Source organism: Microbacterium sp. SZ1 (genome assembly GCF_002362255.1).
Taxonomy (GTDB): domain Bacteria; phylum Actinomycetota; class Actinomycetes; order Actinomycetales; family Microbacteriaceae; genus Microbacterium.
Genome location: NZ_LPVV01000023.1, coordinates 152698 through 167258 on the forward strand (window position 1 = coordinate 152698; position 14561 = coordinate 167258).

17 protein-coding genes are annotated in these 14561 nt (G+C 68.7%); 14 read left to right on the forward strand and 3 right to left on the reverse strand.

From position 1 onward, the window contains the following. Positions 1-2: 2 nt before the first annotated feature. Entirely contained in the window at positions 3-668 is a 666-nt protein-coding gene (locus tag AUC47_RS10540) for an amino acid ABC transporter permease (RefSeq protein ID WP_096715144.1), read from the forward strand. Further along, entirely contained in the window at positions 655-1458 is an 804-nt protein-coding gene (locus AUC47_RS10545; RefSeq protein WP_096715145.1) for an amino acid ABC transporter ATP-binding protein, read from the forward strand. Before AUC47_RS10540 ends, AUC47_RS10545 begins: the two co-directional genes overlap by 14 nt. An 8-nt stretch (positions 1459-1466) precedes the next feature. Here the strand turns inward: AUC47_RS10545 and AUC47_RS10550 are convergent, their stop codons facing one another. Then, complete coding sequence (locus tag AUC47_RS10550) at positions 1467-2120, reverse strand: LysE/ArgO family amino acid transporter (RefSeq protein WP_096715188.1); 654 nt, start codon at positions 2118-2120, stop codon at positions 1467-1469. 70 nt (positions 2121-2190) lie between these two features. On the opposite strand from AUC47_RS10550, the gene AUC47_RS10555 reads away from it, so the two are divergent. From AUC47_RS10555 to AUC47_RS10580, 6 genes are all read left to right on the forward strand, one after another. Further along, complete coding sequence (locus tag AUC47_RS10555) at positions 2191-3063, forward strand: LysR family transcriptional regulator ArgP (RefSeq protein WP_096715146.1); 873 nt, start codon at positions 2191-2193, stop codon at positions 3061-3063. Between the two features lie 196 nt (positions 3064-3259). Next, the gene (locus tag AUC47_RS10560) at positions 3260-3883 is read left to right on the forward strand and encodes a SipW-dependent-type signal peptide-containing protein (RefSeq protein WP_096715147.1); all 624 of its coding nucleotides are present in this window, start codon (positions 3260-3262) and stop codon (positions 3881-3883) included. Between the two features lie 16 nt (positions 3884-3899). Then, on the forward strand, positions 3900-4559 hold the full coding sequence (locus tag AUC47_RS10565; protein WP_096715148.1) for a SipW-dependent-type signal peptide-containing protein: 660 nt from the start codon (positions 3900-3902) through the stop codon (positions 4557-4559). Between the two features lie 54 nt (positions 4560-4613). Next, positions 4614-5195 carry a signal peptidase I gene (locus tag AUC47_RS10570; RefSeq protein ID WP_096715149.1) on the forward strand — a complete coding sequence of 194 codons (582 nt, stop codon included), beginning with the start codon at positions 4614-4616 and terminating at the stop codon, positions 5193-5195. Continuing rightward, entirely contained in the window at positions 5192-5890 is a 699-nt protein-coding gene (locus tag AUC47_RS10575; protein ID WP_096715150.1) for a hypothetical protein, read from the forward strand. Before AUC47_RS10570 ends, AUC47_RS10575 begins: the two co-directional genes overlap by 4 nt. A gap of 50 nt (positions 5891-5940) precedes the next feature. Continuing rightward, on the forward strand, positions 5941-6408 hold the full coding sequence (locus AUC47_RS10580) for a hypothetical protein (protein WP_143740723.1): 468 nt from the start codon (positions 5941-5943) through the stop codon (positions 6406-6408). Positions 6409-6423: 15 nt separating this feature from the next. On the opposite strand, the gene AUC47_RS10585 is transcribed toward AUC47_RS10580, so the two are convergent. Next, on the reverse strand, positions 6424-7104 hold the full coding sequence (locus tag AUC47_RS10585; protein WP_096715152.1) for a YqaJ viral recombinase family protein: 681 nt from the start codon (positions 7102-7104) through the stop codon (positions 6424-6426). A gap of 265 nt (positions 7105-7369) precedes the next feature. Here AUC47_RS10585 and AUC47_RS10590 point away from each other — a divergent pair, with 265 nt between their 5' ends. From AUC47_RS10590 to rplL, 3 genes are all read left to right on the forward strand, one after another. Then, on the forward strand, positions 7370-8353 hold the full coding sequence (locus tag AUC47_RS10590) for a type IV toxin-antitoxin system AbiEi family antitoxin domain-containing protein (RefSeq protein WP_143740724.1): 984 nt from the start codon (positions 7370-7372) through the stop codon (positions 8351-8353). A 359-nt stretch (positions 8354-8712) separates the two neighbouring features. Next, complete coding sequence (gene rplJ, locus AUC47_RS10595; RefSeq protein WP_096715154.1) at positions 8713-9201, forward strand: 50S ribosomal protein L10; 489 nt, start codon at positions 8713-8715, stop codon at positions 9199-9201. Between the two features lie 48 nt (positions 9202-9249). Next, the gene (rplL, locus tag AUC47_RS10600) at positions 9250-9630 is read left to right on the forward strand and encodes a 50S ribosomal protein L7/L12 (RefSeq protein WP_096715155.1); all 381 of its coding nucleotides are present in this window, start codon (positions 9250-9252) and stop codon (positions 9628-9630) included. A gap of 99 nt (positions 9631-9729) precedes the next feature. Here the strand turns inward: rplL and AUC47_RS10605 are convergent, their stop codons facing one another. Next, entirely contained in the window at positions 9730-10734 is a 1005-nt protein-coding gene (locus AUC47_RS10605) for a LacI family DNA-binding transcriptional regulator (RefSeq protein ID WP_096715156.1), read from the reverse strand. Positions 10735-11009: 275 nt separating this feature from the next. Here AUC47_RS10605 and AUC47_RS10610 point away from each other — a divergent pair, with 275 nt between their 5' ends. The 3 genes from AUC47_RS10610 to AUC47_RS10620 all read left to right on the forward strand — a co-directional run bounded on the left by AUC47_RS10610 (position 11010) and on the right by AUC47_RS10620 (position 14532). Beyond that, positions 11010-12326 carry an ABC transporter substrate-binding protein gene (locus tag AUC47_RS10610; protein WP_096715157.1) on the forward strand — a complete coding sequence of 439 codons (1317 nt, stop codon included), beginning with the start codon at positions 11010-11012 and terminating at the stop codon, positions 12324-12326. Positions 12327-12430: 104 nt separating this feature from the next. Continuing rightward, positions 12431-13570, forward strand: a complete 1140-nt coding sequence (locus AUC47_RS10615) for a carbohydrate ABC transporter permease (protein WP_096715158.1) — start codon at positions 12431-12433, stop codon at positions 13568-13570. Then, positions 13570-14532: a carbohydrate ABC transporter permease gene (locus AUC47_RS10620; protein ID WP_096715189.1), complete on the forward strand. Its 963-nt coding sequence runs from the start codon at positions 13570-13572 to the stop codon at positions 14530-14532. Before AUC47_RS10615 ends, AUC47_RS10620 begins: the two co-directional genes overlap by 1 nt. The last annotated feature ends 29 nt before the right edge of the window (positions 14533-14561 follow it).

Consider the following 14561-nt stretch of genomic DNA (forward strand, 5'->3'; position numbering starts at 1 on the left):
CCATGGAGAGCCCCTGGCAGCTGTTCCTCGACTCGCTCGGGCCGATCGCCCTGGCGGGTCTGACGGCGACGGTGCCGCTGGCACTCGTCTCGTTCGTCATCGGTCTGCTCATCGCGATCGGCGTCGCCCTCATGCGGATCTCGGTGAACCCGGTGGTGTCGGGCATCGCCCGGTTCTACATCTCGGTGATCCGGGGCACGCCGATGCTCGTGCAGCTCTTCGTGATCTTCTACGGGATGCCGTCGATCGGCGTGACGATCGACCCGTGGCCGAGTGCGATCATCGCGCTGTCCCTGAACGTCGGCGGGTACGGTGCCGAGGTGGTGCGGGCAGCGATCCTCTCGGTGCCGAAGGGGCAGTGGGAGGCGGCGTACACGGTCGGCATGAACCGCACGCGGACGCTGACCCGCATCATCCTGCCTCAGGCCGCGCGGGTGTCGGTGCCGCCGCTGTCGAACACGTTCATCTCGCTCGTCAAGGACACTTCGCTCGCCTCGCTCATCCTCGTGACCGAGCTGTTCAAGGTCGCGCAGCAGATCGCGTCGACGACGTACCAGTTCATGGTGCTGTACCTCGCGGCGGCGCTGGTCTACTGGGTGTTCTGCCTCGTGCTGTCGTTCGGGCAGAGCGCACTGGAGAGGAGGCTCGATCGTCATGTCGCGCACTGAGGGAACGGGTGAGGTGCTGCTCGCCGCTCGAGGACTGCACAAGCGCTTCGGCGACAACGAAGTGCTGCGCGGGATCGACCTGACGCTGCACCGCGGAGAGGTCGTCGTGCTGATCGGCCCGAGCGGGTCGGGCAAGACGACGGTGCTCCGCGCGCTCAACGGACTCGAGATCCCGGATGCCGGCACGATCGACGTCACCGGCGGCCCGCAGATCGACTTCGTCGACGCGGGCGGCCAGGGCAAGCGCAGGCGGGCGCAGCAGCGCCTCGCCCTGCGAGACCGCTCGGCGATGGTGTTCCAGCACCACAATTTGTTCCCGCACCTGTCGGTGCTCGAGAACGTCATCGAGGGGCCCTGGCGCGTGCAGGGGAGGCCGAAGGCCGAGGTGGTCGCCGAGGCGCGCACGCTCCTCGCCCGCGTCGGTCTCGCCGACAGAGAGGATGCCCGGCCCCACCAGCTCTCGGGTGGGCAGCAGCAGCGCGTCGGCATCGTGCGCGCACTGGCGCTACGACCGGATCTGCTGCTCTTCGACGAGCCGACGAGTGCGCTCGATCCCGAACTCGTGGGGGAGGTGCTGCTGGTCATCAAGGAGCTCGCCGACGAGGGGTGGAGCATGGTGGTCGTCACGCACGAGCTGAGCTTCGCGCGTGAGGCCGCCGACCGGGTGCTGTTCATGGACGGCGGGGTCGTCGTCGAGGAGGGCGCCCCGCAGGATCTCTTCAGTGCGCCGCGACACGAGCGCACGCAGCGGTTCCTCACCCGCATCCTGCGCCCGCTCGACGGGGAGTGATCCCCGGCTCAGGCGACGACGGGCAGGACGAGGGTGATCGCGAGCGCGATCATGACGACGGCGATGATCCCGTCGAGGATGCGCCACGAGCGCTCCGTGCGCAGCCAGCGTCCGAGATAGCGCGCCCCGAAGCCCAGAGCCGTGAACCACAGGATGCTGGCGACGATCGCCCCGGCGGCGAACAGCCAGCGCTCCGCACCGTGGGTCGCCGCGATCGAGCCGAGCATGAGCACGGTGTCGAGATACACGTGCGGGTTGAGCCAGGTGAGCGCGAGCACGGTGAGCAGGACCGGGGCGAGCGCGGTGCGCGTCGCGGTGCTCGTCGTCCCGCCGGCGGGCGCGCCGCCGCGTGCGGGGGCGTCGTCGACCTGCAGCCGTTCGCCTCCGCGCCAGGAGCGTCGCGCAGCCAGGATGCCGTAGCCGAGAAGGAACAGGGCTCCGGCCCATCGTGCGACGACCACGAGCCAGGGCGCGGCCGAGATCACGAAGCCGAGACCCGCGACCCCGGCGAGGATCAGCAGGGCGTCGGAGAGGGCGCAGATGACCACGACCGGTAGGACATGCTCCCGACGGATGCCCTGTCGCAGCACGAAGACGTTCTGCGCGCCGATGGCGACGATGAGCGAGAGGCCGAGTCCGAGACCCGAGAGGACCGAGAGCATGTCTTCACGGTATGCGGGCTTGTGCATGAGCACCAGCGATGATTCCTTGTGAACCATTAGCCTGGCTTAGGTGAGGATCGATCCGGACCTGGCCGCCACCGTCGCGGCCGTCGCCGACGAAGGCACGCTCGACGCGGCATCCCGCGTCCTGCGCATCACGCCGTCCGCGGTGAGTCAGCGACTGAAGGCCCTTGAGCAGCAGCTCGGGCGCGTACTCGTCGTGCGGACGAAGCCGGCGCGGTTGACCGATGCGGGCGAGGCCGTCGTGCGGCTCGCACGGCAGGCCGCGCTGCTCGAGCACGACGCCCTGGCCGGGCTGGGCCTCGACGGCGACTCGGCGCGTCCTCGGATCCCGCTCGCGGTGAACGCCGACTCGATGGCGACCTGGTTCCTCGCACCGCTCGCGCGTCTGTCCCGACACCACGACATCGACGTCGACCTGCACCGCGACGACCAGAATTTCACGGCTCGACTGTTGGAGTCCGGCACGGTCATGGCCGCGGTGACGAGTGAGTCGTCGCCGGTGGCCGGGTGCTCGGTCTCGCCGCTCGGGGTGCTGGAGTACCGGGCGATGGCGGAACCCCGCTACGCCGAGCGCTGGTTCCCCGGCGGGGTGACCGTCGAGGCGCTGACGGCCGCTCCGTTCGTCGACTTCGACCGTCGAGACACGCTGCAGCACGAGTGGCTGGCGGCCAGGGGGGTGGCCGCCCACGGCGTGCCGCGGCACTACGTGCCGGCCTCCCATGACTACGCGCTCGCCGTCAGGCTCGGATTGGGGTGGGGCATGGTTCCGCGGCTGCAGGACGAGGGCGGGCTGATCGACCTGGGCGGGCCGCCGCTGCGGGTCGCGCTCTACTGGCAGCAGTGGAACCTCCGCTCGACGCTGCTCGATGCGATCGCCGCCGAGGTCGCTGCCGAGGCGCACTGCGTGCTCCGGCCCTGACGAACGATTCTCATCCGTTTTGCGAAGAGGGCGTTGCGACCCGAGTTGAATGGGTATTCAATCTCAGGAACGGCATGTGTCTCGTGGGAGCGATTCCTACCGGGCACATGCAAGACGAAAGGGTGCACGAACCGTGGTCTTTGAGGGAAGATCGTCCACTCGTCCGTGCATCCTCGATTCCTGAGGGGGAAGAGACATGGTCACCACGGATACCAGGAGGAAGGTTCTCGCCGTCCTCGCCGGAGGCGTCGTGCTAGGGGTGGGCGTCGGCGTCACGCTCGCCGCCTGGAACGACTCGGAGTTCGCCACGGGCACCTTCGGCGCCGGTTCTTTCAATCTGGAGGGCTCGACGACGAGCGCCACCGCAGGATACGACGACCACAACATCGACAACGGGGATGCCGCGGCATCCCTCGTGTTCCAACTCCCGGCCGTCGCCGCGTCGATGTCGCCGGGAGACGTCGTCTACGCGCCCTTCTGGGTGCGACTCGACGCCACGACGACGAACGCCGCGACCCTGGCGCCCGCCGGGATCACGGCGGGAACCGGCGGCAACGAGGCGAACCTCTCGTACACCGTCACCGCGATCGGCGCCGCAGACGTCTGCGGAGCAGGCGCCACGGGGACGGTCGTCGCCTCCGGAGCGACGCTCAGTGCTCAGACGGGAGCGACATCGGTGCCGCTCGCCGAGGGAACCGCTCCCGGCGCGGCCGGCGCACCCGTGCAGCTGTGCTTCGCCGTCACCGCGGGTGCGGCGCTGACCCAGGGCGCGACGGCGACCGCGACGTGGGAGTTCACCGCGACCTCCATCTCCGATTGACCGCGGTCGACTGATCATGGCCGATACCCGCCGGAGGATGCGGGAGAGGAAGCGTCTGCGCTCCCGCCGGATCCGAGCCGTCCTCGCGGGCGGTCTCGTGTTCGGCGTCGGCGCGACCATGACCCTCGCCGCGTGGAACGACTCCGAGTACGCGTCGTCGACGTTCACCGCAGGACGCTTCGACATCGTGGGTGCGACCGACGGTGCGACGTTCTCGAGCCACGCGACGGCAGGGGCCGCGGCGGCGCTGAGCTTCGCCGTCGCGCCGACGGCGATGGTGCCCGGCACGACGACCTACGCCCTGTTCAGCGTCAAGACGGCCAACCCGTCGGCGGCGGGGACGCTGCAGCTCACCGCCGGTACGCCGGGGGGCACCGGGCTCGCGACGTATCTCACGTACGGTGTGCGCCTCGTGCCGACGGCGGCCACGCCGAGTCAGTCGTGCACGGCTGCGACCTACGGGGCGGCATCGGGCGCCTCGAGCGTGATCGTCGCAGACGGCTCTGCCCTGACCGTCGGGGGAGCGGCCACCACCTCAGTGCCGCAGGTGGTCGCGGCGAACGGGGGCAACCAGTTGAACTACTGCGTCGCGGTGACGCTTCCGACGACCGCGGTCAATGCGGCGCAGGGTCTCACGATGACGCAGACGTGGCAGATCCAGGGCACGTCGTCCTAGCCGGCTGACGCCGACGAGCTGCGACGGATGCTGACGACGAGCGGGAGGAGGGGCATGAGCACACCGATCACACGGCGCGAGCTGCGCGAGCACGTCGCTGAGAGCTCGGCGGATGCACCGAGCGCGCGCAAGCGTCGCGTCGGACGCCTCCTCGTCGACTCCGCGCTGTGGATCGCCGCCGCCGCGGGTGTGGTGTGCATCGCGCTGGTCGTGCTCGCCTTCGCGGCGCAGGTCACGCTCATCATGTTCCGCACCGGGTCGATGTCGCCCACGATCCCCGCGGGTTCCGTCGCCGTCGTGCAGCAGGTGCCGGCGTCCCAGGTCGGCGTCGGCGACGTCGTGACCGTCGACCGCCCAGGGGAGCTGCCCATCACGCATCGGATCACCTCGGTCGCAGACGGGGTCACCGAGGACGAGCGCGTCATCACCATGCGGGGAGATGCGAATGCCTCCGACGACCCGTTCCCCTACGCCGTCACCTCGGTGCGGCGCGTGCTCTTCTCGGTGCCCGGCGTGGCATCCGTCATCGTCGCGCTCAGCGATCCCCTCGTGCTGGGCGGCATCACGGTCGCGGCGACCGTGCTCGTCGTGTGGGCGTTCTGGCCGCGGAAGCGGCGTGAGGAGGGGCGGGGATGACCATCAGTCGCGCCGCGGTCGGTGTGGCGGCCGCGGTCGCGTTCGCCGCGGCTGCTGCTCTCGCAGCGGCGCCGGCGTGGGCCGCCCCGAGCACGGAGGTCGTGCAGAGCGCGGTGCTGCGGATCGTCTCCGTCGCGGATTGGAGCGAGGCAGCGGACCTGCTGCCGGGAGAGTCGGTGCAGTGGGACGTGACGGTCAGTGCCGACGCCGATGCCGAACCCGGAACCGTGACCCTCGCCCTGAGTGCGACCGGTGCGGCGCCGCTGCTCGTCGACGCCGAGCTCTGCCTGCAGCCCTGGACCGACGGCGCGTGCCCCGGCGGCGCCTCCGTGCTTCTGACGTCGTGGGCCATCCCGCGTGACGGCAGCGAGGCCGTGCTCGTCGACTTCCCGTCGACGCAGACCGCGCACCTGCGACTACGGATGGCACTGGGCGGAGACGACGACCGGCCCGGTTTCACCGATGTGCGCGTCTCGGCCCGCGGCGTCGGAGATGCGGTCACCGCAGGAGCGGGAGGCGGACTCGCGGTCACCGGCGGAACGGCGCCGGTCGGAGCGCTCATCGGCGGAGGCGCGCTGCTCGGTGCGGGGACGGTGCTGCTCGCCGGGCGGATCAGGCGGCGGCGTGCCGAGAACGCCGAGCAGGCCCGGCGAGACGGCGGCGATGAGCGCGGGTATGCGGGGTCGGCGCCGTGACCGCGCGAGCTCGATCATCGCGACGGCGGCTGATCGCCGGCATCCTGGGCGTGAGCGTCCTCGCAGGGTCGAGTGCGATCGCAGGCGCCCAGCCGGTCGACGCGCGCTTCACCGACGCCGAGTATGCGGCCTCCGGTACGTTCACGTCGTTCACGGTGCCGCCGGCGACCATCACAGCGTGCACGATCACGAACAACGCGCTGGGCGTCTTCCAGAGCGTGACGCTCGTCTGGACGTCGATCTATCCGGCCAGCGGGATACGACTGACCCTCACCCAGGGGGCCACGACGGCGGTGGTTCCGGCATCCACCATCGCGACGTCGGGTCCGAACGGCGGGGTCTACACGCACACGGCGGTGCTGTCGCAGGCTCTGCTCGCCAGTCTGCTCACGAACCTGCTGGGAAGCACGACGACCATGACGGTCAACAACCTTCTCGTCGGCACCGCGTGGGTCTCGGTGGGGGTGTCGAGACAGCTGTCGATCGCGCTCCTCGGGACGGGCGCGACCTGCACCTGAGCTCGGCGTGTGCTCTCAGTCGGCGAGAGCGAGGGCGCGGAATGCGTCGCGCTCTCGCAGGTGCTCGCGGCGACTGGTCGTGGCGACCGGCATCCTGCGGGGGACCTGCTGGCCAGTGGTGCGCCGATACAGCTCGTCGATGAGTTCGGTCGCGAGGCCGACGAGCTTGGCGATCTCGCGGTCGTCGCGGTCGATCCAGACGCAGCGGGGCTCGTCGTGCACCGGGGCGAAGTCGACGTGCTCCTCCCACACGAACAGAGTGCGCTCGGCGCCCAGCACGTGCTGCTGCCACCACACCTGACGCAGGTAGGTGCGGGGGATGCCGCGGAAGGCCTTGTTGGTCGTCTTGATCTCGGCGAGCTCGATGCGTCCGGCCGTGTCGACCGCGATGCCGTCGGGGGTGGCGAGATGACGGTGCTCGACCTCGGCGCGGAAGAGCGCGGATGAGGGGAGGATGCCGTGCGTCGCCGCGACCCAGGCCGCGATCTCCGGCTCGCGCCGTCGGCCGTGGTCGGTGTAGGCGTTGCCGCCGAAGCGCGGACCGCCCCCGAGCTTGGAGTCGGCGGCGCGGGCGATGGAGTTCGCGCTCGTGAGCCCTGCGACGTCGGTGGCGGTGATCCCGCGCGACCTCGCGCGCATCCAGGCGACGCGGTCGCGGGAGTCCGCAACGATGCGCGCTTGGAGTTCCGGGGTCACCTGAAGAGCCTAACCCCGGGTGTCGACCCTCCCTGCTGTACACGCCGCCGCCCCGCGGCATCCCCCTCTGCCCGGGCTGTTCTTCGACGCCCCTGCTCCGCTACGACGCCCCTGCTCATTGACGCAAATGAACCGGGGCCTCGTTGCCCAGCAGGGGCGTCGGCACTCCCCGACTCCTCCTGCACGATCGCACGGAAGGAAGAATCCGGGGCGGAGGGGTGTGAGCGCCGCCATCCGCAGTCGCATCTCGCGCAACGATCGACGGATGCCGAAGAGGATCGACATCGCCGCCGCTCGCGCACTACTGCTGACCCGGGATGACCTCCGTCATCGTGGCTATACCGAGCGTGACATCGAACGGCTCGTGCGCGAAGGGGTGATCCACCGCGTGCGCAACGGTCGCTACATCTCGGCCGACGACCGGGCAGGGCTGTGGAACGAGGGTCGCCACCTCGTCGACGTGGTCGCGACCCACCTCAACTCGAACGCCCCCGGCCCGGTGTTCTGGGGGCCGTCGGCGGCGGTGATCCACGGATTGCCGCTGTACCGGCTCGCACCCCAGCACGTTCACACGGCGATCATCGGTGCGCGCCACGGCCGAACATGCGCGGGAGTCGTGTGGCACAACGTCGGGGTCGATGCGTCGGACATCGTGGAGGTCGAGGGCATCCGGTGCACCTCTCTGGATCGCACTGTCCTCGACCTCGGCCGTTCGACGTCGGCGGAGGTCGCTCTGTCTGCTGCTGACGCGGCACTGCGGAGCGAGGCGGTGTCGGGTCACGCGCAGGACGCCGACGCGGCGTCGGCATGGGTCGGCCGGATGTCCGATCGAGCCGAGCGCTCGCACGGTCGAGGCATCAGGCGTGCTCGCAGGATCATCGATCTCGCCGACGGGCGTGCGCAACTCCCCGGCGAGAGCGTGAGCCGTCTCCAGCTCGCGCGGCTCGGATTCGCAAGACCGCTGCTCCAGGTCCATGTCGTCGGCCCTTCGGGCGAGGACTACTGGCTCGACTTCGGCTTCCGGCGGGCGCGGTGCTTCGGCGAGTTCGACGGCACGGGCAAGTACTTCGACGAGGCGTTGCGCGACGGGCGCACCGCGGAGGAGGTCGTCATGGCGGAGAAGAGGCGCGAGGATGCCGTGCGCGGCGTCACCGGATGGAGAACTGCGCGCTGGGGTTCGTCACACATCCTGTCGACAGACGACTTCGGACGGACGCTCGCGGCCTACGGCATCCGTCCCCCGGGGTGAGGCATATCGCTCGGCGCCCCTGTCCAGCTACGGCGCCCCTGCTCGTTCGCGTGAATCATCAGGGGCGCCGTAGCTCACCCGGGGCGTCGGCGGGTGTGGGGGTGCTAGAAGGGGGAGGGTGGGGTGCACGGGAGCGGATTTGGGGGCCGCGCGCGCGTGGGGTAGAGTGGGAGCAACCGAAGACCGCTGGTCATCGAACGTGTGCGAACACGAACGATCGAAGCTCTGCTCAGCAGGGGCCCGCGCAGGCGACGAACTTCCCGAAGCTCCGTGCGCTTGCGCCGGAGCTTTTCTGTTGCACGCGGTCGAGGTCGGTGCCTCACCGCCGTGAGGCGCCTCGTACACACCAAGGAGTGACCATGGCGCAGAAGGATGCATCGGTCGCCGAGCTCACGAAGTCATTCGAGGACTCGACTGCCGTTCTGCTGACCGAGTACCGCGGTCTGACGGTTGCCCAGCTCAAGCAGCTGCGCAACAGCATCCGTCAGGACGCTGAGTACGCCGTGGTGAAGAACACGCTGACCAAGATCGCCGCCAACAAGGCAGGCATCACCGCGCTGGACGACGACCTCAAGGGTCCGTCGGCCGTCGCGTTCGTGCACGGTGACTTCGTCGCCACTGCCAAGGCTCTTCGTGACTTCGCCAAGGCCAACCCGCTTCTCGTGATCAAGGCCGGCATCTTCGAGGGCAACGCCCTCACCGCCGACGAGGTCAACAAGTACGCCTCGCTCGAGAGCCGTGAGGTTCTGCTGGCGAAGGCCGCGGGCATGATGAAGGCGACGATGGGCAAGGCTGCCGCCACCATCGACGCGCTTCGCGAAAAGCTCGAGACCGCCGACGCCGCGTAAGCGTCCGACGTTCTCGTACAACAACCCCATCTATCTAGGAGATACATCATGGCGAAGCTTTCCACCGAGGAGCTGCTCGAGCAGTTCGCTGGCCTGACCCTCGTCGAGCTCAACGACTTCGTGAAGGCGTTCGAGGAGAAGTTCGAGGTCACCGCTGCCGCACCCGTCGCCGTTGCCGGTGCCGGTGGCGCTGGTGCTGCTGAAGAGGTCGAGGAGAAGGACTCCTTCGACGTCATCCTCGAGGCTGCTGGCGACAAGAAGATCCAGGTCATCAAGGCCGTCCGCGAGCTCACCTCGCTCGGCCTCGGCGAGGCCAAGGCTGTCGTCGACGGCGCTCCCAAGGCCGTCCTCGAGGGCGCGAACAAGGAGACCGCCGAGAAGGCGAAGGCCACTCTCGAAGAGGCCGGCGCGACGGTCACCCTCAAGTAATCCCGTCCGGGTCGAGGTGCTCGCACCTCGCTCCGCACGTCTGCGAAGGCCCCGGGTCGCCCCGGGGCCTTCGTGCGTCTCCGGCGCGTTCCGGGCGCATCACCGCGGCGCGGCGGTCGAATTGCGCACGACGAGAGCGGATGCCGTCACGCACCGCTCCAGCGGAGATCCGGAGTTCTCCATCTGACGCTGCAGCAGTCGCACGGCCTCGTGTCCCTGCTCGCGCGGTGACTGCTTGATCGTGGTGAGCGCGAACATCTCGGCGTGCTGGTGGTCGTCGATCCCGACGATGCTGAGCTCGGTCGGCACCGCGATCCCGAGCCGTCTGGCGGCGATCATCGCTCCGATCGCCGCTTCGTCGCACACGCCCACCACGGCGGTGGGGCGCGCCCGACGGTCGCCGAGCAGCTCGACCGCGGCCGCGTAGCCGCCGGGCATGGTGGGCGGCGAGTCCGCGATGCGCGCGCTGTCCGCCAGGCCGGCGGCCGACAGCGCCTCGCGATAGCCCTCGATCCGTCGCGCATCGCCGAAGCTGAGCTGCGCCGGATCGTGCGAGCCGCCGACGAAGGCGATGTCGGTGTGGCCGAGGTCGATGAGGTGCTCGGTCGCGATGCGCCCGGCGGCGACGTCGTCGATCGAGACGGCGCTCGACCCCTCGCTGTACGGCCCGACGCTCACAAGGGGCCTCTCCGAGCGGTACAGGCGCTCGAGCTCCTGCGCGCTGGGCTGGATGCCGACCGCGATGATCCCGTCGAAGCGGCGTCCGGGCAGCACGGTGTCGAACAGGCGCTCGCGGGTCTCGCTGCCCTCGCGGATGCCGTACAGCGCCAGCTCGTAGTCGAGGGCGAAGAGCGACTCCTGGATGCCGTCGAGCAGCTCCGCGAAGAACCAGCGGTCGACCGGAGGCATGATGACCCCGACGGTCTGCGTGCGACCGGTAGCGAGGCTCGTGGCGGAGGAGTGGGCGACGTAGGCGAGCTCGTCGGCGGCATCCGACACCCGCTGCCTCGTCTCCTCGGAGACGTAGCCGCGCCCGGTGAGAGCCCGACTCGCGGTGGCCTTGGACACGCCCGCACGGGCCGCGACGTCCGCGATCGTGCTCATCGGTCCTCCTCGACCCGTTCCAACGCACACCTCAGCGTGCGCGCGGATGACATGGTAGCCCGTCGCGGCTCCGAAAGGAACCGGTTCCACACAATCAGCGCGGGAGCGCTCCCATCCCCGCCGACACCGGCTGCAGAAAGGTTGCAAGCTTGTGATGCTCGTATGTTGTGCCGGGAAGTGAGACGCCGGTATGTTGGCGTGGAATCGGTTCCCGATCCGTGCCGAGGGGCGGCAGGATCACCGAGGGGCCGTGGAACTCGAAGAGGAGAATTCACATGGGTCTGTCACAGCGTTCCCGGCGTTACGCGCCGATCGCCCTCCTGGGTGTCGCGGGCATCGCGCTCGCGGGCTGCGGTGCTCCCGGCGCACCGGGCGGCGGCAGCGGCGGCGGCGGAGGGGACAACACCGTCACGATCTACGGCACGATCGTCGACTCCGAGGCCGAACTCCTCCAGGAGTCCTGGAAGGACTGGGCCGAGGAGAACGACATCACCATCAAGTACGAGGGCAGCCAGGACTTCGAGACCCAGCTGGGAACCCGCGCACAGGGCGGCAACCCGCCGGACATCGCGATCTTCCCGCAGCCGGGTCTGTTCGCGGACTTCGCCAAGCGGGACTTCCTCAAGCCGGCGCCGGAAGAGGTCGAGAAGAACGCCAACGAGTACTGGACCGAGGACTGGGTGAACTACGGCACGGTCGACGGCGAGTTCTACGGCGCGCCGCTCATGGCCAACGTCAAGGGCTGGATCTGGTACTCCCCGGCGAAGTTCGCCGAGTGGGGCGTCGAGGTCCCGACCACCCTCGACGAGATGCAGGCCCTGACCGAGACGATCCAGTCCAAGATCGGCGGACCGGCGTGGTGCGCCGGCTTCGAGTCCGGTACGGCCACCGGCTGGCCGGGCACCGACTGGGTCGAGGACTACGTGCTGCGGCAGGCGGGCCCCGACGTGTACGACCAGTGGGTGACCAACGAGATCCCGTTCACCGACCCGCAGATCAAGACCGCGTTCGACTCGGTCGGCTCGATCCTGCTCAACCCGTCGAACGTGAACGCGGGCTTCGGCGACGTGCGCTCGATCAACTCGACCGCCTTCGGCGACGTGGCCCCGGCCCTCGCGGGCGGAACCTGCGCGCTGACGCACCAGGCGTCGTTCCTCTCGGGCTTCTTCCCCGAGGGCACGAACATCGCCGAGGACGGCGACGTCTGGGCGTTCATGCTCCCGGGTGAGACCGCTGACGACAAGGCCGTCACCGGCGCCGGCGAGATCGTCGGAGCGTTCAGCGACTCCGAGGCCACCCAGAAGGTGCTCGCGTACCTGTCGAGCCCCGAGTGGGCGAACAGCCGCGTGAGCCTGGGCGGCGTCACCTCGGCCAACAACGGCCTCGACCCCGCGAACGCCAAGGACCCGATCCTCCAGGAGACCATCAAGATCCTGCAGGACCCGGACACCACGTTCCGCTTCGACGCGTCCGACCTGATGCCCGGTGCCGTCGGCGCCGGCACGTTCTGGAAGGGGATCGTGGCCTGGGTCAACGGCACCTCGACCGACGAGGTCCTGACGCAGATCGAAACCGGCTGGCCGTCCAGCTGATCGGATGAGGAGGGCCGCCCCATCCCGGGGCGGCCCTCCTTCTCATCCCGTGGCCCGCACATCGATGTACGGGCTGATCCGCAACGCGTCATGAAGGGGAATCCGTGAACGCGACAGCATTCTTCCAATGGATCGGGACTCTGCCCCAGATCCTCCAAGCAGTGGTCGTGGTCATCGCCTTCGCGGTGGTCGTGGCCGTCATCCTCCTTCTCGTGGACATCGCTCCGCGACGGGGAGCGATCTACACCTGGGTGCGTCTGGCGATGTGCCTGCTCATCCCGCTCGCCGTGATGTTCTTCTTCAGCTCTTACTACTGGGCGATGGGCGTCGCCGTCCTCGTGGGAGCCCTGTTCTTCTTCCTGGACTACCGATCCCGCGACGGGGCGGGATACCTGATCCAGCTCGTGGCGTTCATGGCCCCGGCGCTCCTGCTCCTGCTCGTCGGGCTCATCCTTCCGTCGATCCAGACGATGTACTCGTCGTTCCGGAACTCCTCGAACAGCGACTTCGTCGGATTCGCGAACTACGCGTGGATCTTCACGCAGTCCGACGGCATCACCTCGGTCGTCAACTCGATCATCTGGGTGCTGCTCGTGCCGACGGTCTCGACGATCGTCGGACTGGCCTACGCCGTCTTCATCGACCGCACCCGCGGCGAGAAGATCTACAAGGTGCTCGTGTTCATGCCGATGGCGATCTCGTTCGTCGGCGCCAGCATCATCTGGCGGTTCATGTACGAGTACCGCGGCGGCGACTTCAAGCAGATCGGTCTGCTCAACCAGATCCTCGTCTGGTTCGGCGGCACGCCGCAGCAGTGGCTGCTCAACGAGCCGTGGAACAACCTGTTCCTCATCGTCGTGCTCATCTGGGTCCAGACCGGCTTCGCGATGGTCGTGCTGTCGGCATCCATCAAGGGAGTGCCGGCCGAGCTCCTCGAGGCGGCCGAGCTCGACGGCGCGAACGCCTGGGAACGCTTTCGCTCGGTGACCGTGCCGTCGATCCGTCCCGCGCTGATCGTGGTGCTCACGACGATCTCGATCGCCTCCCTCAAGGTCTTCGACATCGTCCGCACCATGACCGCCGGAAACTACGGCACCTCGGTGCTGGCGAACGAGATGTACACGCAGTTCTCGAAGTTCGAGGCTGGTCGCAGCGCCGCGCTGTCGGTCATCCTCTTCATCCTGGTGCTGCCGATCGTCATCTACAACGCCAGACAGATCAAGAAGCAGCGGGAGGTGCGATGATGAGCGACACGCTGAAGACCGAGACCCCCGCCTCCACCCGCGCGATCACGACCGGCGGCGGACTGGATGCCGCGGCGGGACGCGCGCGCAAGAAGCTGTCACGGCCCTGGGCGTCGGTCGGGTCCATCCTCATCGCGGTGCTGTGGACGATCCCGACGCTCGGGCTGTTCATCTCGTCGTTCCGTCCGCGTGACGACATCCAGTCCAGCGGCTGGTGGGAGTTCTTCGCGAACCCCGCGGTGACCTTCGACAACTACGTGCAGGTGCTGCAGTCCGGCACCACGCAGCTGACCATCCTCGAGTCGTTCATCAACTCGATCGCGATCACGATCCCCGCGACCATCATCCCCCTGATGATCGCGGCGATGGCGGCGTACGCGTTCGCCTGGATCGACTTCAAGGGACGCAACGCGCTGTTCATCTTCGTGTTCGCGCTGCAGATCGTGCCGATCCAGATGGCCCTCGTACCGCTGCTCAGCTCGTTCTCGCGGGGCATCAACCTGTTCGGGCTGCAGGTGACCCTGCCGCTCGACGCCTCGCAGGGATACGCGCAGGTGTGGATCGCCCACACCATGTTCGCGCTGCCGCTCGCGATCTACCTGCTGCACAACTTCATGTCGGAGATCCCCGGCGAGATCATCGAGGCCGCACGCGTCGACGGTGCGTCCCGCGGGCAGATCTTCTTCCGTGTGGTGCTGCCGCTCACGATGCCGGCCATCGCCTCGGTCGCGATCTTCCAGTTCCTCTGGGTCTGGAACGACCTGCTGGTCGCCCTGGTGTTCGCCGACGGCGCGGCGGCGCCGATCACGAAGCTGCTGGCCGAGATCACGGGAACCCGTGGCAACGACTGGTACCTGCTCACCGCCGGTGCGTTCGTGTCGATCATCATCCCGCTCATCGTGTTCTTCGCCCTGCAGCGCTACTTCGTGCGAGGCCTGCTGGCCGGTTCCACGAAGGGCTGATACGACGACGCGAGCGTCGATGACAGGAT